Source organism: Methanolobus sp. ZRKC4 (genome assembly GCF_045291305.1).
GTDB lineage: Archaea > Halobacteriota > Methanosarcinia > Methanosarcinales > Methanosarcinaceae > Methanolobus.
Map to the genome: position 1 here is coordinate 2,944,137 of NZ_CP146983.1, position 21,763 is coordinate 2,965,899.

Genomic DNA, 21,763 nt, shown 5'->3' on the forward strand with positions numbered 1-21,763 from the left:
TTCATTCCTCCTTGACTTCTCCAGTCTCGTCCGGAACTTCTTCACCCTCAATTTTCTCCTCTTTCTTCAATGGAGGATTCTTAGCAAAAATAGTTATCAATGATTTATATTGCCTCCAGTTCTTTTCATTGATACTTAATAGTAACTCTTTTGGTATTCTAAGACGACCTGAATACTTCTCATTTGGCATTTTGAATTGTGCACTATTAAGATTCTCCAAGAATTCGGTCAGGTTCTTGGAATTTCTCAGTCCAAAAAGAACACCTTTATCTTTGGTAAAGTAACTATATTTTCCAATTCTGTCACCGATACTTTCACATATCTCTACTATATTCTCATCCACACGGGAACCCTCCTTTACACTTATTATCATGTATATTTTCACAAAATGATGGAGGCCTCTTACTGGCCTGCCTTTTTCAAAAGTGAATCTCTCCACCTCACTCGAGATGTCATCAAAACTGAGCATTTTTTCACAGATCTTTTCTCGATGAATCACATTAGCAATGCTGATACCACGTTTCTTTTCAACGAACAGATCACTGAATAACTGGAACAAATCTACTCCATCCTCTCCTTCAGTCACTTGATCAAAAAATAGAAACATATCTCCGAATCTTGCAAATTCAAAGTTTCTCCTGAACTGCAAACTTTGTGTCTTGACACCTAAAGTGGCATACCATCTCTTTGAAGTGAAACGCTGCCATGCATCTTTGTCCTCTCTGTCACCTAGAGATATGTAATCCTTTATTGACTGATACATGGCTATTGCAAGATACACGAAGTTCTCACTCAGATGAAAAGTAGGAATCTTCTGTTCAGTGAAGTTACAGTAAACGCTTTCATTTCCTTCTGTTGGAGCATATGATTTAATGTCATTCCAAACACTTCTGAGTTCATCGAGGCTTTCAGCATGTGGAAGAGCTACAAATAGGCGATCACCATTGATGTGATAGCGCAAGAGATCATAAACTGCAATTGACGCTGCTTCACAATATCCACACATGACAAGTTTTCCTTTATGCATGGGATTAAAATTTTTAAGTTTATTACTAGATGTAAGCCATGGATAGTTCACACCGGTCGGATTTGCTCCTTTTTTGATTGAATGACCACAGAAAGAACAGTTGTTTTTCCCTGTTTCAAAGTCCAGAGCAGTCTTTAGAGAGAGCTTAGGGACATCCATTGGCACATATGCCTTGTCGACATTACTTGCCTGCTTTGGTCCAATCTTCGCCTTCTGCTCTGTACCTTCATTAAAAGAATCCAACGCTGCTTCAAACTTCTCATTTAGGTCTGCATTCATATCTTTTATTAGCAACTTATTATTTATGGAAGGAACAACTCCCGAGATAAGAGCAGAATGAAATGGAGTGAAATTTGTCTTCTGATAAAGTTTGAACTCTCCATCAGCTTCATCGTACCAGATATCCTTGTTTTGTGTAGGCGTGATATAATTCATATTAACAAGATTATCAATTACCTGACTGATAAATTGAACAACTGTTTGCTGATCTGGACCTTCTACTGCAAATCTACGCCCTTTGACCGTAACTCCAAGATTTGTTGCTAATTTCTTATGCTTGTCAAATGCATTGAATAGTGCAACAATACCAGAGTCTAACCAATAATTTCCTGTATCCTTGAAATTGAGCTCAAATTTGCCATTGTTTTCTAAAGAACCCTCTAACGAGCCATCCACAATAAAACTATTCACTCCACCACGCCCAAACACCCGAATCCCATTGCATTCTTCTCTCCGAATCCTGCATCATAGGCAAACTTCACAAATTCTGGACTAGCTTCAAGTGTCATCGTCAGCAAACTACATCGTCTGAAACTGTTACCTATAGACACTCGTTTTGGTTTAAAGTTATTCACATCCAGTATATCAAAAAAATCGTGCTCAATCTTGTGTCCGTGATATTCCTCATATCTGGCTGTGAGGTTCGTATGGAGATTCTCATAGAATTTAGCATCCTTCGGATACAGGTCAATCTCAACAAGTTTTTCATCTTTTTTTCTCATTGTCTTCACATATAATGGTGAGAGCGTCGTGAATGTACAGGTATCTGTAAACTCAGTTTGTGGCAGTATTTCGATACTTTCAATTATGAAATTTACTTTTTTCTCTCTTCCAAGGAAAAACTCTGGTTGAAGAAGCAATCCTTCTGTGAAACTACGGATAAACTCAGAATCAGGTGAAGATATGAAAAAGTGGGCCTTTGTAAAGTTCAACCCATGTTTATCCGGTATCCAGTCTTCGATTATAAGGTTGGAAAATGTATAGAATTTAAATCCCTGATGGCTGTGCAGCTCATTTGCAAGGGTAATGTTTGCATTGGCGAGGCGCTTGTACAACATAGAAGCAAGACCGTACTGGTAATCATAATGAATTGAAACATTTGTTATTTTTTGTATGCTTACCTTACATCGCATGAATAAAACTACCACCAAATAATATTTGTACCTTCCTAAAATAATCCAAATATGAACAAATATGAGAAATATCTCTATTAAAATGCACTAAAATTATCATTTGTTTTTTAAAAACATGATAATTTACCTCCACAATTATAGATATTAGAGCTTTAAAAGCGATTACTGTTCTTATTTTGTTTATTCCTTTGGTTAAGGATGTGCTAGATTGACCTGGTTGTTCTTAGCTCATATAAGGTTCTATGAATTTTAAAATGTCAAACTGAAACTGCATATTTCTCTTGAGCAATCCTTTGAGCAAACCATTCCTGAGCTTCTTTCTTATCAGTAAACTGATAGCTACTAATAACATTCTTCCAGTTAACCTGGCCCATCTTCCATAAACGAATATTACTTGCCTTTGTTTTCTCAAATTTTTCCTGCCGAAACTCTTCGAGATATTCCTGGACTTGTGGATTATATGTGGATTCCGGTTTTTTGCTTGTCTTCCTCTGCCTATCCAGAACTTCAAGCTCAGCAAGCTTTGATCTGAGCTCAGATAATTCCTGCTCCCTCTGGGAAATAGTAAGCTGTACATATTCTAGCGGAGATACATCTTTCAGTACCTGCTGGATTCCTGCTTCCAAAACTTCCGAGAAGCTTTTGTTATGGAGTGATTGAGTTGATTCAAATGATGATTTTAAATAAGGATCAATAGAAGTTGTAGTTTTGATTTTCATATAATGCCACCTCCTACATTTCGTGTCGATTTTCAAATTGATTAATACCCGGAAAAAACCGAGAGCCGCATACGTACGTATGGGTACGTACGCATGCCAAGGCAACAGAGCCCCGGCTCAGTTACCTCTTAGGCTACACCGCAGCATAGCGATACGTGTTAGAGGTCCGGAGATTTTTGGCGTACGTATGGGTACGTATTCGTATTCAAATTCTCGAAAATCACACTCCTATCTTAGTTGAAGCATTCCAGTGGAAACCTAGGAGATCTTTCTGGAAATAATCATAAAAAATATCCAAGACTATCATGCTGTCACTTCCTGGACTATAGGCAGATATGACTCAATCACATTGGCCCTTATCTTCGACCAGTTTATACAGCCCTTTGGCATCTTGAAGCCCACAACTGGCTTAACAGGCCTTACGTTCTGGAAGATCCAGCCATATACACGCATATCCTTCTCAAAAAAGAATGGACTTAGATAGTGACACTCTGAATATGCAGCAAACTTCTCCGGGTTCTTAAAAGGAATCGTTCCGGATATATCCACCACACACAGAATCTTTCCATGGGGAAGTGTGGAGATCTTCCTTCCCAGGACTTCTTCGAAGTATTTGCGATCCTTCCTTCGAACATTTCCCCGGGTTGCATAGATTGCCACTGGTCCTCTATAGTAGCAGTTTGTGGACCGGATATCCAATACCTTAATTCCCATGGCAATAAGGGAAGCCCATGGTTGACGTACTGCAAGGACCTTCATGACTTCCTCCGGAGCATCCAAAGGACATTCTACCATGTTTCCAGGGATTTTATCGGTAAGGCCACAGTACCAGCTGATACGAGGACCTCTTACGGTGTCAATATCTTCAGGTAGAAGATGTTTGCATTTTACTTTCCTGCAGAGACCTGTTGCAGGATGTGATCCTTTTAGCGGTCCTGTCATTGCATCACCCCCTTGATCTCTTCTCTTCGTTTGATATCCTGGCATCTGCAGATGTAGTGACCACAGGTAGAACAGGCTTGAATGTGACTCTTAAATCCTCGATGCTTGACCCTTCTGATCTTCCTACGGTGAGCTTTAGCAGCTTGGTGTAAAGATTGGTCTTCTTTAACGTTCATCCCAATGTCTGCAGGATTTAGTATGTCAGACATTAGTAACACCACACATCATATGCTAAGTATTCTGCCCGCTCTTCGCAATAAGAAGAATAACAACGAGAGCAAAGCAGACCCTCGTCAGTCATACGTGCGTTCTTTGTAGTGAAGCCACAACGAGCACAGATAGGAATATTAGGAGCTGCCATCAGTACACCACCTCATAAAGGTCTAGTATTTTGGTCAGTGTTCCTCTGGCCATCTTCAACTGGCTACACACATGTCCTAAAGACTTGCTTTCAAGGTACAGATCCACAGCCTCCTCTCTGCGCTTAACAGGTATATTTTTGAGTGGTTCTGCAGGTTTTCTTTTTGTGATCTTCTGGAACCTTTTCCAGTTGATCATCTCTTGTTGAGTAAGCTCGAAGCCAGACATCAGTACACCGCCTCGTCTGCTTCTTTATCCTGGCTATTATCTGGATCCTTGAAATTCTCACGTGAATAGATCTCTATGAATCTCTGCCAGCAGCACATTACTCATCACCTCCCTCAGAGTGTTCTGGAGCAAGATATGTGCTGTAGTGTTCTATGTACCTGGCACGTGTGGCCTTCCATCCTGCCAGCAATGCAAATAATAGGAGCAGCAGCATGAATCCTGTGTAGATCTGCATGGCCATACCAAAGGGAAAATAGAACACATATCCTATTGCGAGAACTGATCCGGAAACAGCACCAATCAAAAAATGATAAGCTTCACGATAGTTAACAATCTCAGAAGTGAGTGGCCCATCTTTTGGCTTTGGTGCATCCTTGATCTCCTGCAGCTTCTCTGCAGGTATGCCTGTAAGCTTGCTTACAATGCGTGCTTCCATTGTGATTACAGGAGTAAGATCAGGGAAGATCTCAGCACAATCAGGACAGGGTTGATCAGAGGTCATTCAGATCACTCCTAGTGATTGAAATACAACTGCACCAAATGTCCAAAAGTACAAAATAGATAAAATAATTATCCCACCACGGACAGCAGCCTTTGAATAGCCATATAATTCTGCTTTCCACCCGGGAACAATCTCCAGCCAGGAAACATGTACACAGTCATCATCTGTGCGAAGGTTGGCGTTGGATATCTGGTCAGGATGTAAACCTGGGATAATATTAGAACCAGTCTCATTGTCTGGGTCTGCAATTACCCAGCGAACACGCACGTCAGGAGTGAGTTTCATTTACTCTCCCTCCTGAAACTCTGCCAATACCCGAGGGATGTAATCAAGGCCGAGTTTTGCAAGTTCTGTTCTTTTGAAATCCTCGACCTCTCCACGAGTAATCAGAGGAGGTATAAGAGCGGACCCCGTGGTGATTGTGGTACGAGTGGGGGTTATTAAAGAAGGGTCCGCCGTTTCATTGTGAAGTACTGCATCTAAGCGAGATTGAAGGATAGAAAAGTATGCATTCAGGTTTACAGCCTGCAGATTGATTTCTGCAATTGTAGCTGTAAACTCATCATCTGATGAGAGGATGTATGAAGGACAGCGTCCGTTCTTAGAAATGGGATGAGACTGCTGTTGAGCAGAGTTAGAACTGTCGCTGATAATTTTGTGATTCAATGAGATCACCCTTTAGAGTCCTGCGACTTCTTTGACTGTACGGGCTATTCTCATGTGAAGGGGGGCACCAAAGGCTATGTCGGCTTCTATGAGCTCTTTGTGCTCCTCGTAGATCTCACGGGCTTTCTGTCGGGATTGCAGGGAGACCTCGGTCATGCTGTTGCCTCCTTTGCCAGGGTCTCGGTGTAAGCTTCAACGTCTGTGGGATTGAAACTTGCGTGACCTATGAGGAAATTCACGGCATGTGAGATGGTGGGCAGGTTGTTAGACCTGCCTCGTTTTATAGGTACTCCTAAAGAGTTACATTTTTGCATAAAAACAGATTGCAGCTCGTTGAGTACGTTAGATATCTTTTCATGGTCTTTACTGGCTACCTTGACTATTGCAAGGTCGCTTCTGGAAATAGCCGAAGCTATCCTGTCGTCGCTTTTACTCGTCATGATACTTGTTCCATTTATTTTTTAGCCATGCTGTAACATAGCTAAATTTGTTGTATATTGCAAATACTATATAAGAATTTCTACTTGATCACGATAAATCTGTAAATAAGCGAAAGATTAAATAGTATATTGATTAAGAACGACATGAGGTGCGGTAGTATGTGCTGTAACACATACTTTTGGTACGATTTTCTCACATCCTGGATTCGTCATCCTAGGTGCTTGTTCCAAACCGTGCACGCATCTCCCATTGTACGTACTTTGGACTTATTGACTTTTTTGAGTATTAAAGAGATTGTGAGTAGGGTGAAAGTAATTTTCATTTGGGATTAAAAAGTATTTTATTTATACTATAACTTAGTAGTTGCATATCCAACTTATGTTAAGAGTTAACTAAAGTCTGCATACTATAGTGAGAGTCAAAATGGATACAAATTCCAGCGTTTTTATTGAAGATTATTCATCTATGACCGATTGGCAGTCCTGCGCTTTTTTTTGGGAAAACATACATGTTTATGAATCATTCATTCAAAATTTAGATGCCACATGGTGATAACTTAGAATGTAATTTATTTGATAAAATATATGCAGGGATGAATGTGGACTTCCATAGATATTTATATAAATATCCTTGTACTCATTCATCGATGTCCTGAGCCATTTTCTAATCCAGCACCAGTGAGCAAAGGGTGTAAAACTTCGCAGAATATTGATTTCTAAAACAACTTTGTTACGAACAAATGACAACTTTATTATACATTAACATTTTCTAATTTATTAGAGTTCGGTGGTATAGTTTTGCAAATTAGTGGAACTTGTAAGTTGATGATTATTGTTATCTTATTAGCTGCCCAGTTCTACCCAGCAGCTGCATCAAGCAGACAGGAATCACTTCAAGAACCTTCTTACATTTCAACAGGTACTGCTGCTGCTCTGGAAATGATGTCTCAACTCAGTTCTCAGAACCAGATCAACACCAATATGGACGTGGTCGGACTTATAGACGCTTCAACAAACATAACGGATACGGATAGCGACGGACTGCCCGATTCTGTTGAGGCGGTTCTTGGAACTGATTTTAATAACACAGATTCTGATTTTGACATGCTGGACGACTATAATGAATCGATTTTCTATAAGTCGGACCCGCTTGAACCGGATTCAAATCATGACGGGCTGTCGGATTACTTTGAAGTGACAGACATCGAGTCCCTTGATGCTGATGGTGACGGTTTTCCAAATATATGGGACCTTGACAACGATGATGATGGAGTGATGGATTCAATAGACCTGTCCCCCTACTCACATTCCAGTCTTAATGACAACTTCCTTTTTGATATAAGAACAAATGGAAACCCGACATATCTCACATTCCAGATAAAGCCTCAGAATCCTGACAATTTGAGGTTAGCATTGCAGAATTGGGATTGGCCGTATGACGAAAAGGGCCAGATGAAGGACCTAGATAATTCAACTGATGATATCAAGCTCATTCCCATGCTCGAATTAAAATCAAACGTGATCCCTGACCAGTCTGACCTGCTGGAATATGGTATTGTGGTTTCCTCTGACAGGCTGTACATTCCCCTGACTGTCGTGAAGGATTATGGTACCAACGTTGCTTTTGGGGGCAGGATGTTCTTCCCAGCATCAAGTCCTTTGGATATTTCTATTAACACAAGTCTGGTCTGGTTGGTGCAAGGAAAGACCGATAATGAGAACGCCGGGGAAATAGAATCTGAAATCGTCACTCTTGCCAAATATAAAGAAGGGTTCATGCTCACTGGATTTGACGTTGAAGAGAACTATGGTACTGATGTTGGCATGTTCTACGGTGACAGTGTGAACCAGACATTGCTGGCAGGTTTTTTAATGGCCTTTTCGTATCTCAGGGATAACCAGACGACATTATATGATATGCCTGACGAGCTTATAGATGCGAATTTGACCATCAATTCTGAGATCGGATCGGTCTCGCATCGGGATATGGCAGTGTTTAACACAACGTCCGAAATGAAAGAGCAAGCACTCGGATCATTGCCTGAAAACAAGATACTTCCACTAATTGCCGCATATCAATTCAGCTTTACCAGTGAGGGCATCGATGATCTTGTTTCTGGCGACGTGTGCGTCAACGGAAATGCATTTGATTTCGACCTGACTACCTCCCCATCTCCTGCCATTGTCATGAAAACCATCAAGATGAGCTGGTATGACACAACCACAGACGAAAGTGTTGATGTGGAGTCCTTTTTAACTGAAGTGGATAATTGGGGACAGATCAACGGGCTTGATGAAAACACAATTAATTCCATGATGAGCATGGCGCTTTTATGGAATTTCGGTGAATCAGCGGTGACCAGACTAAACGGGGTATACACTAGTTTCCAGAATGCAATGGATGTGAAAGCTCAAATTAAAGCAGATGGATTCAGGTATCTTACACCCACGATAAAACTCGCCATTTTTGGCGTATATTTGTTCACCTCGATCAAGTTGGTCGGATTTGGAAAAGCTCTATGGGGTGCTATCAAAGTTACAATTGGAATTAGTGTAAAAGCAGCCGCACAGGCAGCCACTAAAGCAATAAAAGTCCTGAAAGTTGCAGGAAAGGTCATTACTTTTGCAGCAATTGCACTTGAAGCCGCTTTTGCTGTTGTTGGTTTCATAATATTTCTGGATAGTGGTTCAACCTTACAGGCAACCGTATATCTTACTGCAATGACCATCTATCTTGTGATCCTTGCACTTCTTTTGCTATCAGGACCCATAGGAGAGGTAATTGCTGCCATAATAATGATAGCTGATGCTATAGCCAGCATATTTGGATCTGGTTTTGCAGATCTGATAGGTTGGCTTGTGGGGCAGTTCATGGAAGTACATCAGGCAACTACAGTCGATATGCAAATATTGGAGAACTCAATAAACATTCTGGATTATGACGATAACGGGCTGGACGTGGGGGATCGTGTGGAATTTGAAAGCCTCGTGAATTCCACGGTAACAAAAACAGAATATGGCGACTGGTACAGACACGTTGAGAAGAGTTATGTTATCCCGTCATACACGTTACTGTGGAAGAATTCGTATTTCGCTTCATACAATGAGTCTACTGATATTGTCGCATACGATTCGAAGTATCCGAACTCAACAAATACAACCTACGCTGCCAAGGCATGGCTGGAGCCTGTTAGACCGACCATCAATTTCGGGCAGGGAGCCTTCTTTAAAGTTGACTACAAATACTATTACATCGAAGAAAAAATAGAATGGGATATGAGATGGCATACATACGACAGGGAAAAAACAGGTTTCCAGATCCTTAATATCCCTACTGTTTATTTTGACGTGTTGCCCGAAAATATTGAAGATTTCAAGGACTGGGCTCATATGATCTATAAGGTCTGTATACTTGGTAATGAAGACTGGTGTTTTACCATGGATATGCCTCCCAACCCGTATCCTGTGGATAGTGATGGCGACGGGTTGAACGACTCGGAAGAAACGGTCACCAACATGATGAAATGGGATACCGACGGGGACGGGTTGAGCGATAAATACGAACTGGACATCGGGACAGATCCAAATAATTGGGATGCTGACCAGGACGGATTGAATGACAAAATGGAGCTTTTCTACGGCACCAATACCTTGAACTGGGATTCCGATGACGATGGACTGTCAGACTACATGGAACAAACCGGATGGGCGATCACCTTCAACTTTGATGGCAAGACGATAAACATACCGGTGCGCTCAAATCCACTTTTGAACGATACGGACGGCGATGGCCTGGATGACCAGACGGAATACTACAGCAATCTAAACCCACGGTCAAAGGATACTAACGGTGATGGAAATAACGATGTGGCAAATCCAAAACTTGTTCCTGCCATGGAGTTTGTTACAAAATGGGGCAGTGAAGGAACAGGGAATGGAGAATTTGATTACTGCCGTGACGTTGGAGTTGACCAAAACGGAAACGTGTATGTCCTTGACAGAAATCGTGTTCAAAAATTCGATTCCGGTGGAACCTTTATAACAAGCTGGTCAATACCTTATTATGGGTATGGAATTGCAGATGATATCTATAACGTCGTTGCTGTTGCCATGGCCGACCCGTATGGCGCATATAACGGAGTTATTGTGTACGATCTGAATGGTAACCAACTATCGAACACTGCTAGTTTTGCTACTCCAATATACGACGTTGCAACCGATCAAAATGGCTATTTATATCTCACTGATAGTGTGAACCATTTAGTGAAAAAGTACAATATTAACTGTGTCTACACTGGCACACAATGGGGAGGTTTGGGAACCGTGGCTGGAAAATTCGATCATCCGAGTGGGATTGCAACAGATTCCAATGGATATGTATATGTTGCCGACATGGGTAACAATCGCATTCAGAAGTTCAGTGGCAGTGGTACTTTTATCAGGTCCATCCCCGGATATCCCCCATGGACTTTTTCCACCCCATATGGAATGAATGCGGATTCTGAAGGAAATGTTTTTGTATCGGACCGTGATAATCATCGGATTTTAAGATTTGACACCAATGGTTTGCATGAATTGGCATGGGGTAGTGAAGGTTCATCCGATGGGCAATTTGAAAGGCCGTGGGGAATTGGTGTCAGTCCGGATGGTTGTGTCTATGTTGCAGATGAGGAGAATAATATCATCCAGAAGTTCAATGAAACACAGGTCTACTACCCTCCGGATATATTTGATCCCGATAGTGACACAGATGGGGAAGGTCTGAGGAATATTGAGGAGATGAACGGCTGGGCTGTGTCCTTTGTAAATTCAACCGGTGTCTTCTATGTAAACGTGACGAGTGAGCCTTTGATCAATGACACCGATTATGATGGACTCACTGATTATCAGGAGTTCAACTTCTTTACAAATCCCAGAGATGTGGATACAGACGATGATGGGCTGACAGATTACGTTGAATGGGTGCTCGGGACGAACATTAAAGGTTATGATAGTGATGTCGATGGTCTGGATGATAACCTTGAAATGATATTTGGAACCGACCCCTGGCTATATGATACCGATGGAGATGGAGTCTCGGATTATTATGAGTACCTGAATTACTCCAATCCAAGAGATGACGACACGGATGGCGACGGGCTCAATGACTCCGAAGAGCTTGCATTTAACTCGAGCATGCTTAATCCGGATTCTGACGGGGATATGCTGCCTGACGGGGAGGAATATAACCAGAGTAGCGACCCCCGAAATCCTGATACCGACGGGGACGGCTTGGACGATGGCAATGAGAGCCTGTATAATACCAATTTGCTGCTTAATGATACAGATGGTGACGGTGTTGGTGACAATGAGGAAATTGAAAACTGGATGGACCCCCTGAACAACGACACGGATGGCGACGGTCTCGATGATTATTCCGAACTTCTGAACGGTACGAACCCGGTATTCGGCGATACGAGGGGTAATGGTATCAACGATTCAAAAGACCCCTATTCACTGGCTCCCAACGTGGAAGAGATCTGGATGACCTATGACACGGATGAAGATACCGAGAAGTTCATAGAAAATCTTAATAAATACAGCAATGTCACAATTTTCCAGCCTGAAGAACTAGCCAATTATTCAAGCAAACCGTACATCCTGATCGTTGGAAGACCAGGTCTTGAGAACAATACTGCAGGCAATATAAGCTACGGCATCCTGAATAGCTCCTCACCGGATGATCTGGCAAAGATGCAGGAATCGGACTATGACAGGTTCTATACCGCTTATGATATCTGGACTTCACCCCAGACAGTTGTGATGCTATCCCATCCCTATGTTTTCGACCACTACGCGGTATTGGATTCTTTCAAGACCCTTAATCAGACTATAGAATATCAGACACTTGTAAGTTCGATAACTGTTGATGCTATCAAAGAGATGGACGTGTTTATCTGGATCGAACTTGGAAAACCTGGAAAACCCACTATCGGACTGGCTACCTATAACTCAACAGATGTTCCTCACGTATTGACCCAGGTGAATGAAAAGGATGTTGGGAAATATCTGGACATAAATGTAACTGAAAATGTCCTGAACGCTACGGTAAACAATATAGACTGGGCAACGATCGTTATTTACTATACTGTTGAAGACCTTGACAGAACCGGTGATGGTGATGCGAATGATCCCGGAGATATCGATGAAAAATCCATAGGTGTTTACTGGTTCAATGAATTGTCCGGAATATGGGAGAAACTGTCAAATGATGTGGACTGGGTAAACGATGTTGGAGTAAATACCACAAATGATGTCATTTACGACAAGGAATACGAGGGATACATCTGGGCAAATGTATCCCATCTCAGCATGTACGGGCTTTCTGGCAATGAAATAACGCAGCATGTGCTCGATCCTACACCCCCGGACGGGCATCGCAGAATCCCGATAATCACGGATGAAGAAGTTCAGTCCCCTCTCCAAAACCCGAAAACCAGTGTTCCAAATACCTCTATGGCAACAGAAACAGATACAAACCCTGAAAAAGAATCGATATGGTTCTATCTGGCAGTATCCATACTGATCTTAATGACTGGATTAGGAGCTGCATATGTATTAAGAAAAAGAATCTGAACATGAAGAAATTACTCAAAAAGAGAAGAATACGGCAGCATGATGAATAATAACAAGACTGCGGAGTTAATGTTCCTGATGCTGGCTATTGCCCAGTTTGCAATAGCTGCATGATATTCTACAAAACTATCAGGAAACGAACTGCAATTCGGGTTACATTTTATAATCGGAGTGCAAGCCTTGGTTGCATCGATTCTTTTCTTCGGGGAAGGGCTGAAAACAGCAACTACATCCATGTAGCGACCAGGATTCACCCCCGACCCCACATTTTGCTGAAGAGAGATGCACGTGCCTTTTTCATCCTTTTCTAGAGGGATATGGGAAACATTAAATAGTATCCTAATTAACCTAGAAAATGTAGCTCTTGAAGAAGGTAAATATTGGACTGCGTTTACAAATCACACTCTCAGAATAAAAGATACATCGATTTTGGCCTGATCTTTGACTAGTAAATCATCAGAAACTTGATATTCAACCTGTCCTATATTATACTGCAGTGAATGTATAGGCGTATACTTGTATTTTCGTCTCCCAACCTCGGCGTACTGTTTTTTTCAAATATCAATAAAATATGTAAACAAATACATATTACATGAATATTCACTGCCGCATAAATATTTATATATCAGCCCCCGAAATATTATAACGGGGAATTTTACTAAATTAAAGACTGGTTTCATTGGGCTACAGACATCCCCATATTTATAGTTATTAACCAAACTATTAATACTAATTGAGTATAACAATACTGTATGGCTAAACCCGAACAAATTCCGATAAAGCATCATCTTTCATCAGAAGAATTGCTTAAACATATTAAGTCATTAGAGAAAGACACACGAGTTCTACAACGTTTATATTTTGTTAAACATCGTTATGAAGGAGCTTCTGTTAATGAAGCAGCTAAACTTGTAGGGATATCAAAACCCGTTGCATATCAATGGCAAGAGCGGTGGAATCAAGACGGATATGAAGGATTAAAGCCTAGGTTTTCAGGAGGATGTCCTTCCAAACTCACTGATGATCAAAAAGAAAAACTAAGGGACATGTTACATGAAAGAGATGATTGGTCTACAAAAGAAGTTCAGGAACTCATTTATAATGAATTTAAGGTTCAATACACCATTAAGCAAATACTAGTGATCTTGAAGAAGTTTGGCATGCATCATGCCAAACCATATGCGCATGATTATCGAAGACCACAAAATGCAGAAGATTGTTTAAAAAAAACTTACCGTTAATCGATGATGATTGCGTTATCGGATTTCTTGATGAATCATCTCCCCAAACAACATCAAATACGGTTCGTTTATGGTCTTTCAATAAACCTGCCATCTTCAAAAACACAACCAGGATAAAAGCAAACTCCTTCGGTTTTTATGCATTGAATGGTAATTCTGTTATTGATTTCAAAGAACATTCAACCAAGGAGGATGTATGTTCGTTTTTATCAGCTGTTAAAAACAATAACATGGGAGAGAGAATCGTAATTATTCTCGACAATTTTAGATCACATCGAGCAAAATATACAGTGGAATTTGCACAGGCAAATGATATTGAATTGGTCTATTTACCTCCATATTCACCCGACTTGAATCCAATCGAATTCATCTGGAAAAGTGTCAAAAGAATTATTTCTCGCAATTTTGTGAAAGATCTGGATCATATGAAAAATCTGATTGCTGAGGCGTTTATTGATTGTTCATCAAAGATTAGCTTCGCAAGAAAATGGATTGAGACATTTCTGGATGATAAGTTAAAAATGTTAAGTTAGTAACTATAATTCATTGTCTTTATGTGCAGGAGATTAAGAACACATGGAAGTTCATCTACCCTCATATTTGGTCGCTGTTTAGACCATTCCGACCACAAATCTCATTAACAATAAAGCAAAGGTACGGAATATAATATAACACATAAATATAATAATGCGTGGCGGTTAGTCAAAAAATGAAAGCAGAAGACCATAGCTCAAAAAAAGAACCTTATAATGACGAATGTCAGAAGGAAATAAGGGAACTTAAAGAAAAAACAAAAGAGCTATGTGCCAGATTAGAAACAGCCGAATCTAAAGCAAAAGAAATAGAAGAGTTTTACACTGAAAGACTCAATAACCTTAATGACGTACTTTTTTCTGTGGATACAGATGGCTATTTCACATATATTAACCCTGTAATCAAAAATATAACCGGCTATGAAATAGAAGATGTCCTTGGGACTCATTTTACAAAACATGTTCATCCTGACGATATCCGCGGACTGCTTGAAGATATTGAAAAAACAGTTTCTGGAGAGCATAAACCTTATATGTTCAGGATAGTCAAAAAAGATGGCTCAATAAGTTACGTACATACAACATCCCGCCCCATAATCAAAAATGGAGAGTTCATAGGCATTAACGGACTTATGGTCGATATAGCCAGATTGAAACAAATAGAATTCAAACTCAAAGAAGAGAGAGACAGGGCGCAAAAATATCTTGACATTGTGGGAGTTATCATTTTTGCCATGGATAGAGAAGGTAAGATCAAACTAGTTAACAAAAAGGGCGGGGAACTGTTTGGATGTTCCGAATTAGATCTTATTTCGAAGAACTGGTTTGAGATGTCAGTTCCTGAAAAGCTTCAGGAAAAAGCTAAAAGTGACTATTCAAAAATGATGGACGGAAAAATAAAACTTCGCCCTTATTTTGAGGCTCCCAGCTACATCAAAAACCAAACGAAAATCTTTGCATGGCATAACATCCTGCTAAAAGATGAAGATGGGAACATTGCAGGAGTACTGGCATCTGGGGAAGACATCACTGATCGAAGAAATGCCGAAGAAGCACTTGTTTTTGCTAAATTGATATCCGACAACGCATATCGTACTAAAAGACAATTCCTTGCCAATGTCAGCCATGAACTAAGGACACCCCTGAACCTTATAATCGGATATTCTGACCTTCTTTACGAAGAGTATGCCGGGCCCACAAATGAAGGGCAGAAACAATACATCGATGTTATCAAACAAAGCGGTAACCGCTTACTCCTTCTAGTCAACTCCATGATAGAGCTATCTGCTGTTGAAGAAGGAAACAAGGAACTTGAAGTAAAAGAGTTTTCTATTCCTGCGATAATCGAAGATGTAAAGAACTCAACATTGCCAATGGCAAAAAAGAAGAAAATAAACCTGGAATTCAAGCTTGAAGAAGATATAAAGACCATAAATGCTGATGAAAATAAAATAAAAACAGTTCTTTATAACCTTATAAGCAACGCAATAAAGTTTACCCCCGAATCCGGAGATATCAAAGTCAGTGTGTCAAAGGATAAGCAAATGTTAAAAGCGTCTATTAAAGACACAGGTATTGGCATGGAAAGATATGATATGGATAAATTGTTCCAGCCATTCTCACAAATTGATTCCTCACTCACCCGGAAATTTGAAGGAGCGGGTCTTGGACTCATAATTGTGAAAGAATTCGTGGAAATGCATGGTGGAAGCATTCAGGTTGAAAGCGAGATTAACAATGGAAGTAATTTTACTTTAATGATCCCGATGTTCCCGGGAGAACAGTAAATATCCTTTGGTCAAATAACCTTGAACTTAACTGCAGTTCCGTAAGCAAGTAACTCAGCTGCACCGGCTATTCTGGGAAGTTGTGAACCTCACATTGACAACTACATCAGCACCATTTTCTTTGCGTTCTTTATCACGCGATCAAATGCCTCTTTTCTTGCCTGCGAGCATGGCAGAATAAGCTTTAAACTCCCCACCAACGATTTTTACAGGCCAGTTGCAATCCTACTTATGATATATTTAGAATGTGTAGTGTTACCGAACACCACATCGATAATCTCAAGTTCTTTTTTACCGATACAATCGGTTGTTGCTACGATTATTCATGTACCATTATTATTGTTTTTTCAATGTGAAAACAAAAACACTTCCTTTACCTAATTCACTCTGTACCGTTATCGTTCCACCTTGGCCTTCTATAATTCCTTTGACAATTGACAGGCCAAGGCCAGTTCCTCCAACCTTACGAGTGGACGTACTGTCTATCTGGTAAAATTTATCGAATATCCTTTCAAGCTCCTCAGGACCCATTCCAATGCCGTTGTCACTTACGGTTATTTTTACACCGTCATCAGCATCATCAACATCAATTGTGACTATACTATTATTATTACTGAATTTTACAGCGTTGTTCAAAAGATTCACAAATACCTGAACAAGTTTGTCTTTATCAGTATTGATTAGAGAAAGATTATCAGGAACATTTACTATGATACTCATGTCTTTCTCCCTGATGATAGTGTCAAGCACCTCAAGAGAAACGTTTATAGCATCCTCAATATCAACCGGTTCCCTGAGAAATTTCATGCGGTTGGATTCAATTCGGGAAACATCAAGAAGGTCATCAACCATCCGGGATTGACGATCGATGTTCCTTATGATAATATCAAGCATTTGACGCCTTAGAGAAACATCACATACATCGTCCTCTCGCAGGAATTCACTTGATGTTCGCATTGCAGTCAGCGGAGTTTTAAGCTCATGAGAAACAATTGATAGGAATTCAGTCTTTAACCTGTCAAGCTCCTTGAGCTTTTTGTTTGCTCCACGTAGTGAATCATTTGACTCCTTGAGTTCCTGGGTCTTGTCATCAACCTCCTTTTCAAGACTCTTACTCCAGTTGAATAAAATGATAACAACGAATGAGCTAACAAAGATGATAAAAAAAACTGAAACAGCAACCACAATGAACAATTTCAGGTAAACCGATACAATTAGCCGGTCTACTTCAGAAGAGGGACTGGTAAGCGCCAGTGACCATTTCTGATTATACCAGTTTATGGGAGAATAGGATACAAGCCGTTCCTCAACTACACTATGATTATCGAAAACAAGATACTTACCACTTCCATCCGTCCCATTCACCTGTTCTGAAATAATATCAAGTAATCCCGAAGAATCCGAACCTAAAATTTCAGCATAGATGGTACCTCTTTCATGTTTCCCTGACTCATCATAGAGCAACCTTCCCCGGTCATCAAGAAGATATGCATAACTTGATGAATTGGACTCTACCACATACTGGTCCTTAAGGTCAGATTCCCGTATAATAGCAATGAAAGCTCCTCTGAAATCATCTCCTTCATAAATAGGGACCCATATAAAAGAACCATAATTGCCTTCCATAAGCTTTAAGGGGACTGTAATATAGACCTCTTTGCTTTCCTTTATGCGTTCAAAGGCACGAGCCTGGTCATCCTCGTAAAGATTGAAACCAATGGGTACATGTTCTTCAGGATAACCTGAAACGATTGTCCCGTTCTCTGAGACATATTCCACCACGTAGAACATTCCTGCAACATCATAGACACTTTTAAGATCTGATGCAAAATTATCAGGCGGCACACCAGTGTCCTTTTTTGCAATAACCTCTAGTAACAAAACCTTCTCATTGAGGGATCTTTCTATATTGTCAGATATCTGCTGGGTTAACAACAGTTGCTGGTTCTGGTGTTGTTCCTCAACAACTGATCTTACCTCCAGATTGGTCTTCATCCAGAGGAAGACTATGGAACTTATCAAAAGCAAGACTACTACAGCAAAGAGAATTAGATTCCATCTGCTTTTTCCGTTCCACATAGATCAATTAAAAATAATTATATATCCTGATTTCTTCTCAGGATCATTTTTATGCGTGCTTTCAATTCTTTAAGGTTGAATGGCTTGGTCACATAGTCATCTGCACCAAGTTCAATTCCTTCAACCTTGTCATCGACCTCTCCACGTGCTGTGAGCATTATGACAGGAATGTGATTATATGTTGCATCGGATTTCAGTTGTCTGCAGACTTCAAAACCATCAATTCCAGGAATCATAAGATCAAGCAATATAACATCAGGTATTTCAGAATGTACCTTCTCTATAGCCTCATACCCGTCTTTTGCCTCTACAATGTTATATCCTTCGGCTTCTAATGCTACTTTCAGAGCCAACAGTGCATCCATCTCATCATCCACGATGAGGATCTTTTGCCGTATATCCGACATGGTTCTTAACGTATCCTCAACAAGCGACATGGAAACTGACAATTGGTCTGAGATTTCCCCGGTAGTTATCCCAGGGATCTCTTCCAGAAGTGAAAGAATCTTCTCGTTAATGTTTTCTGAATGCATGATAATTCTACCTGAAACAAGCTCATAAAATATAGAAGAATTATATTATTAAAACCTTTCCAAATATCAAAGAGCTTGTATATTGAGTAGACCAACTATCCAAATAAAAGAAAACCTTATAATCCATAACCGAATATCTTAGATAAGATTAAAATGGATGCGCTGGAAGAGATTTTTGGAAAGACAGCCCAGATGACAGTTCTGAAAAACCTTATTTTGCATCAGAGCGAGTCAACATATCTTTCGGGTATTGCAGAGGAAACCGGCCTTTCCCATTCCAGTGTGGCAAGGGTGATCTCTCCTCTCATTAAAAGCGGTATTGTTATAGAAAAACCTCTTGGAAAACAAATACGCACATTCCGGCTCAATCTTGATAACAAAAAAACACAACTTATACTTAACTTCTATACAAAACTCAACAAGATAAAAGATTAAGAGTTCATTTCTTCGACCAAACTAACGTCTGCCTGTTTTTCATAGCCACTTAACATCCTTTTAGCAAAGCTTCCTGAGATATGCGCCAGCAGATTCAGCACATGCATGGATGCCAGCCCCACAAATATCCCGGAAATAGAAACAAGAATGGCTTCCTGTAAGCTACTGGCAAAGCTCTCACCCACAAGATAAAGAATTGGATTAATTAACATCCCTAATGTCAAAGATACCAAAAATGCCATAACTACAAGCGAGAATATCCCCAATGGGAACTTTACTAACAGAAATAAGAGAGCCTTCCAGGTAACCGGACTCTTTACCCTGTATAAAGCTCTGCCAAGAATACTTTTTTCATTAACAGGTTTCAGCGACATGGGAGGTATATACACACCCAGAAGCCATATTGCAAGCTGGCGCTCAAAGGATGCTATTTCCCACCAGGCAAGGAAAATCAGAATTAGTATGGGAATTCCCACCCATATAGTCATAAGACTGAAGCCAAGTGATAGGCCGCTTACGAGGAATACAAAATAAGCAGTTCCAAGAGGGAATGTGAACAAAAGATACAGGATATTCATATATGTCTGCTTCCTGAAAGCAACACTTACAAAATCCCTAAGAGCGGTCTCTATTTCAGCCATTTGTTTGCCTCGTTTTTATCATAGGTAGATACCTTATATGCCCTGAAGTGCTTTGATATTATCTGATGTGTACTGCATACTGAGATTTACCTGCCATATTCTTCTATTCGTTTTGGCCTTCTTACAAAGAAGTAGACAAGTGCACCTAACAGATGAGTGAAGACAATAATGATAATCCATATCAGTTTATCATTGCCCTCCGAAGGCTCCTTCATTGCCGTATCCAGAAGCATCCAGATCCAGAACAATGTCCCTATTATGCCAACACCAAAGAAAAGGAAGACCATCAAAAATGGAATTATCACAAATACAAATTCATCAAACATCTTATTTTATCCTCCATTATCCTGTTATTCCTATTGATTATTCCAATACCTCTTTAATTATTCATGTCTTAGTGCATCCACTGGATTCATCTTTGCAGCTTTATTGGCAGGATATACACCTGCAAGCAAACCAACCACCAACGACACCAGCATACCTATCAGGATCATATCCACCGGAAATACATAAGGAAGACCCATTGCATTGTCTGCAAGATAGGCACCAGCCACACCAAGGCCAATTCCAAGTATGCCACCAATAAGACCCACTACCATTGATTCTACTATGAAAAGTGACAATACCTCGTGATTCTTATAACCCAGAGACTTCATGATACCTATCTCATTGGTCCTTTCCGTGACCGTAACCAGCATTATGTTCATGATTCCAATGGAGCCAACGATCAGGGAGATTAATGCAACGGAAGTCAGCAGTGATCCAAGAGCAGCCGACAACTGATCAACTTCTTTCAATATTTCAGCCTGATTCATAAGAGCATAGGGCTTTGCATCCTCATTGTCAATATCCCTGAAAGGAACTCCAAGATGTCTTGCAAGCCTTTTGTCAAGCTCATCAGTAACATCGTCTATGGATTCCATACTTGTTGCCGCTGCAAAGAATCCCCAGTAGTAGTCCTCACCTATTATCTCGTTCATAGTCGAGATGGGAATGAATATTCTTTCATCAGATTCAATTCCACTCTGAACGAACGATGTTTCCGGACTGTCCACGATACCCTTCACTTTGAACTGCTTTGTAATGGTCTCGCCATCCGGTCTTGTAAATGTAAGTTCAATAGTATTCTTGTTAGATATCTTGCGGTCGAACTTGTCATAAGCAACATCATGACCGATAACTGCCACATACTTGTCCTTATCGTCGATGAATGTTCCACTTTCCATCTGGATATTGCCTACTTCCTCATAATCCTCTGAAACACCCTGGATAGTAATTTGCCGCATGGTGGAAATATACTTTACCTGGGCTACTTCCTGACTCAAAGGAGATACACCCACGATACCCGGTGTATTTTTCACAAGCTCCATTTCGTCATCATGAAATAAATTAGAGGTCTTGCCTTCGACTATAATGAAATTGTTTCCTACTGAACCTATCTCTTCGGTAAAGTACTGGTTGAAACTGGCACCCAGTGATACATTGGCAATGACCGCAGCCACACCTATGACAATACCAAGTGTTGTCAATGCAGATCTCATTTTTGAGCTGCTAATGCTTGCTATTGCCATCCTGAAGGAATGTTTCAGACTCAGCATAATGT

Annotated in this window: 21 protein-coding genes and 1 pseudogene; 4 read left to right on the top strand and 18 right to left on the bottom strand. The window is 40.4% G+C overall.

Annotated features, from left to right (window positions below):
• Position 1 precedes the first annotated feature (1 nt).
• The 12 genes from V7O67_RS14465 to V7O67_RS14520 form a co-directional block, all read right to left on the bottom strand.
• Positions 2–1,717 (bottom strand): hypothetical protein, encoded by a 1,716-nt coding sequence (locus tag V7O67_RS14465; RefSeq protein ID WP_406670362.1) that lies wholly within the window; start codon positions 1,715–1,717, stop codon positions 2–4.
• The gene (gene cas6, locus V7O67_RS14470; protein WP_342304174.1) at positions 1,714–2,439 is read right to left on the bottom strand and encodes a CRISPR-associated endoribonuclease Cas6; all 726 of its coding nucleotides are present in this window, start codon (positions 2,437–2,439) and stop codon (positions 1,714–1,716) included. Before cas6 ends, V7O67_RS14465 begins: the two co-directional genes overlap by 4 nt.
• A 257-nt stretch (positions 2,440–2,696) precedes the next feature.
• A complete protein-coding gene (locus tag V7O67_RS14475; protein ID WP_342304173.1) occupies positions 2,697–3,158 on the bottom strand; it encodes a hypothetical protein in 462 nt (153 codons plus the stop codon).
• A 303-nt stretch (positions 3,159–3,461) separates the two neighbouring features.
• Positions 3,462–4,100, bottom strand: a complete 639-nt coding sequence (locus tag V7O67_RS14480; RefSeq protein ID WP_342304172.1) for a hypothetical protein — start codon at positions 4,098–4,100, stop codon at positions 3,462–3,464.
• Positions 4,097–4,309 carry a hypothetical protein gene (locus V7O67_RS14485; protein ID WP_342304171.1) on the bottom strand — a complete coding sequence of 71 codons (213 nt, stop codon included), beginning with the start codon at positions 4,307–4,309 and terminating at the stop codon, positions 4,097–4,099. Before V7O67_RS14485 ends, V7O67_RS14480 begins: the two co-directional genes overlap by 4 nt.
• Positions 4,309–4,461, bottom strand: coding sequence for a hypothetical protein (locus V7O67_RS14490; RefSeq protein WP_342304170.1), 153 nt, complete (start codon positions 4,459–4,461; stop codon positions 4,309–4,311). The genes V7O67_RS14485 and V7O67_RS14490 overlap by 1 nt, the downstream gene beginning before the upstream one ends.
• On the bottom strand, positions 4,461–4,688 hold the full coding sequence (locus tag V7O67_RS14495) for a hypothetical protein (protein WP_342304168.1): 228 nt from the start codon (positions 4,686–4,688) through the stop codon (positions 4,461–4,463). Before V7O67_RS14495 ends, V7O67_RS14490 begins: the two co-directional genes overlap by 1 nt.
• Positions 4,689–4,785: 97 nt before the next feature.
• Positions 4,786–5,190, bottom strand: a complete 405-nt coding sequence (locus V7O67_RS14500) for a hypothetical protein (protein WP_342304167.1) — start codon at positions 5,188–5,190, stop codon at positions 4,786–4,788.
• Positions 5,191–5,475 (bottom strand): hypothetical protein, encoded by a 285-nt coding sequence (locus tag V7O67_RS14505; RefSeq protein WP_342304166.1) that lies wholly within the window; start codon positions 5,473–5,475, stop codon positions 5,191–5,193.
• Positions 5,476–5,856, bottom strand: a complete 381-nt coding sequence (locus V7O67_RS14510) for a hypothetical protein (protein WP_342304165.1) — start codon at positions 5,854–5,856, stop codon at positions 5,476–5,478.
• A gap of 12 nt (positions 5,857–5,868) precedes the next feature.
• A complete protein-coding gene (locus V7O67_RS14515; protein ID WP_342304164.1) occupies positions 5,869–6,012 on the bottom strand; it encodes a hypothetical protein in 144 nt (47 codons plus the stop codon).
• Entirely contained in the window at positions 6,009–6,296 is a 288-nt protein-coding gene (locus tag V7O67_RS14520; RefSeq protein ID WP_342304163.1) for a hypothetical protein, read from the bottom strand. The genes V7O67_RS14515 and V7O67_RS14520 overlap by 4 nt, the downstream gene beginning before the upstream one ends.
• A gap of 798 nt (positions 6,297–7,094) precedes the next feature.
• Here V7O67_RS14520 and V7O67_RS14525 point away from each other — a divergent pair.
• Positions 7,095–12,911 (top strand): hypothetical protein, encoded by a 5,817-nt coding sequence (locus V7O67_RS14525; protein ID WP_406670363.1) that lies wholly within the window; start codon positions 7,095–7,097, stop codon positions 12,909–12,911.
• An 11-nt stretch (positions 12,912–12,922) separates the two neighbouring features.
• Here the strand turns inward: V7O67_RS14525 and V7O67_RS14530 are convergent, their stop codons facing one another.
• A complete protein-coding gene (locus V7O67_RS14530) occupies positions 12,923–13,165 on the bottom strand; it encodes a hypothetical protein (protein WP_342304161.1) in 243 nt (80 codons plus the stop codon).
• 498 nt (positions 13,166–13,663) lie between these two features.
• On the opposite strand from V7O67_RS14530, the pseudogene V7O67_RS14535 reads away from it, so the two are divergent.
• Together V7O67_RS14535 and V7O67_RS14540 are read left to right on the top strand one after the other, a co-directional pair.
• A pseudogene (locus V7O67_RS14535) lies at positions 13,664–14,685 on the top strand (IS630 family transposase).
• A 176-nt stretch (positions 14,686–14,861) separates the two neighbouring features.
• A complete protein-coding gene (locus tag V7O67_RS14540) occupies positions 14,862–16,472 on the top strand; it encodes a PAS domain-containing sensor histidine kinase (RefSeq protein ID WP_342304160.1) in 1,611 nt (536 codons plus the stop codon).
• A 336-nt stretch (positions 16,473–16,808) separates the two neighbouring features.
• On the opposite strand, the gene V7O67_RS14545 is transcribed toward V7O67_RS14540, so the two are convergent.
• Both V7O67_RS14545 and V7O67_RS14550 read right to left on the bottom strand, forming a co-directional pair.
• Positions 16,809–18,551: a sensor histidine kinase gene (locus tag V7O67_RS14545; protein ID WP_342304159.1), complete on the bottom strand. Its 1,743-nt coding sequence runs from the start codon at positions 18,549–18,551 to the stop codon at positions 16,809–16,811.
• A 17-nt stretch (positions 18,552–18,568) separates the two neighbouring features.
• Positions 18,569–19,084 carry a response regulator gene (locus V7O67_RS14550; protein ID WP_342304158.1) on the bottom strand — a complete coding sequence of 172 codons (516 nt, stop codon included), beginning with the start codon at positions 19,082–19,084 and terminating at the stop codon, positions 18,569–18,571.
• 153 nt (positions 19,085–19,237) lie between these two features.
• Between V7O67_RS14550 and V7O67_RS14555 the strand changes: the two genes are divergently transcribed.
• Entirely contained in the window at positions 19,238–19,519 is a 282-nt protein-coding gene (locus tag V7O67_RS14555) for a MarR family transcriptional regulator (protein WP_406670364.1), read from the top strand.
• On the opposite strand, the gene V7O67_RS14560 is transcribed toward V7O67_RS14555, so the two are convergent.
• The 3 genes from V7O67_RS14560 to V7O67_RS14570 form a co-directional block, all read right to left on the bottom strand.
• Positions 19,516–20,160, bottom strand: coding sequence for a sensor domain-containing protein (locus V7O67_RS14560; protein WP_406670365.1), 645 nt, complete (start codon positions 20,158–20,160; stop codon positions 19,516–19,518). The two genes, V7O67_RS14555 and V7O67_RS14560, sit on opposite strands and share 4 nt — an antisense overlap.
• 86 nt (positions 20,161–20,246) lie before the next feature.
• Positions 20,247–20,486 carry a PLDc N-terminal domain-containing protein gene (locus V7O67_RS14565; RefSeq protein ID WP_406670366.1) on the bottom strand — a complete coding sequence of 80 codons (240 nt, stop codon included), beginning with the start codon at positions 20,484–20,486 and terminating at the stop codon, positions 20,247–20,249.
• 57 nt (positions 20,487–20,543) lie between these two features.
• Positions 20,544–21,758 carry an ABC transporter permease gene (locus V7O67_RS14570; RefSeq protein ID WP_406670367.1) on the bottom strand — a complete coding sequence of 405 codons (1,215 nt, stop codon included), beginning with the start codon at positions 21,756–21,758 and terminating at the stop codon, positions 20,544–20,546.
• Between the last annotated feature and the right edge of the window lie 5 nt (positions 21,759–21,763).

Bases quoted from the DNA above. Each gene is read 5' to 3' on its own strand.
- cas6 (WP_342304174.1), bottom strand. From the start codon at position 2,439: ATGCGATGTAAGGTAAGCATACAAAAAATAACAAATGTTTCAATTCAT.
- V7O67_RS14475 (WP_342304173.1), bottom strand. From the start codon at position 3,158: ATGAAAATCAAAACTACAACTTCTATTGATCCTTATTTAAAATCATCA.
- V7O67_RS14480 (WP_342304172.1), bottom strand. From the start codon at position 4,100: ATGACAGGACCGCTAAAAGGATCACATCCTGCAACAGGTCTCTGCAGG.
- V7O67_RS14485 (WP_342304171.1), bottom strand. From the start codon at position 4,309: ATGTCTGACATACTAAATCCTGCAGACATTGGGATGAACGTTAAAGAA.
- V7O67_RS14490 (WP_342304170.1), bottom strand. From the start codon at position 4,461: ATGGCAGCTCCTAATATTCCTATCTGTGCTCGTTGTGGCTTCACTACA.
- V7O67_RS14495 (WP_342304168.1), bottom strand. From the start codon at position 4,688: ATGTCTGGCTTCGAGCTTACTCAACAAGAGATGATCAACTGGAAAAGG.
- V7O67_RS14500 (WP_342304167.1), bottom strand. From the start codon at position 5,190: ATGACCTCTGATCAACCCTGTCCTGATTGTGCTGAGATCTTCCCTGAT.
- V7O67_RS14505 (WP_342304166.1), bottom strand. From the start codon at position 5,475: ATGAAACTCACTCCTGACGTGCGTGTTCGCTGGGTAATTGCAGACCCA.
- V7O67_RS14515 (WP_342304164.1), bottom strand. From the start codon at position 6,012: ATGACCGAGGTCTCCCTGCAATCCCGACAGAAAGCCCGTGAGATCTAC.
- V7O67_RS14520 (WP_342304163.1), bottom strand. From the start codon at position 6,296: ATGACGAGTAAAAGCGACGACAGGATAGCTTCGGCTATTTCCAGAAGC.
- V7O67_RS14540 (WP_342304160.1), top strand. From the start codon at position 14,862: ATGAAAGCAGAAGACCATAGCTCAAAAAAAGAACCTTATAATGACGAA.
- V7O67_RS14545 (WP_342304159.1), bottom strand. From the start codon at position 18,551: ATGTGGAACGGAAAAAGCAGATGGAATCTAATTCTCTTTGCTGTAGTA.
- V7O67_RS14550 (WP_342304158.1), bottom strand. From the start codon at position 19,084: ATGCATTCAGAAAACATTAACGAGAAGATTCTTTCACTTCTGGAAGAG.
- V7O67_RS14555 (WP_406670364.1), top strand. From the start codon at position 19,238: ATGGATGCGCTGGAAGAGATTTTTGGAAAGACAGCCCAGATGACAGTT.
- V7O67_RS14560 (WP_406670365.1), bottom strand. From the start codon at position 20,160: ATGGCTGAAATAGAGACCGCTCTTAGGGATTTTGTAAGTGTTGCTTTC.
- V7O67_RS14565 (WP_406670366.1), bottom strand. From the start codon at position 20,486: ATGTTTGATGAATTTGTATTTGTGATAATTCCATTTTTGATGGTCTTC.
- V7O67_RS14570 (WP_406670367.1), bottom strand. From the start codon at position 21,758: ATGCTGAGTCTGAAACATTCCTTCAGGATGGCAATAGCAAGCATTAGC.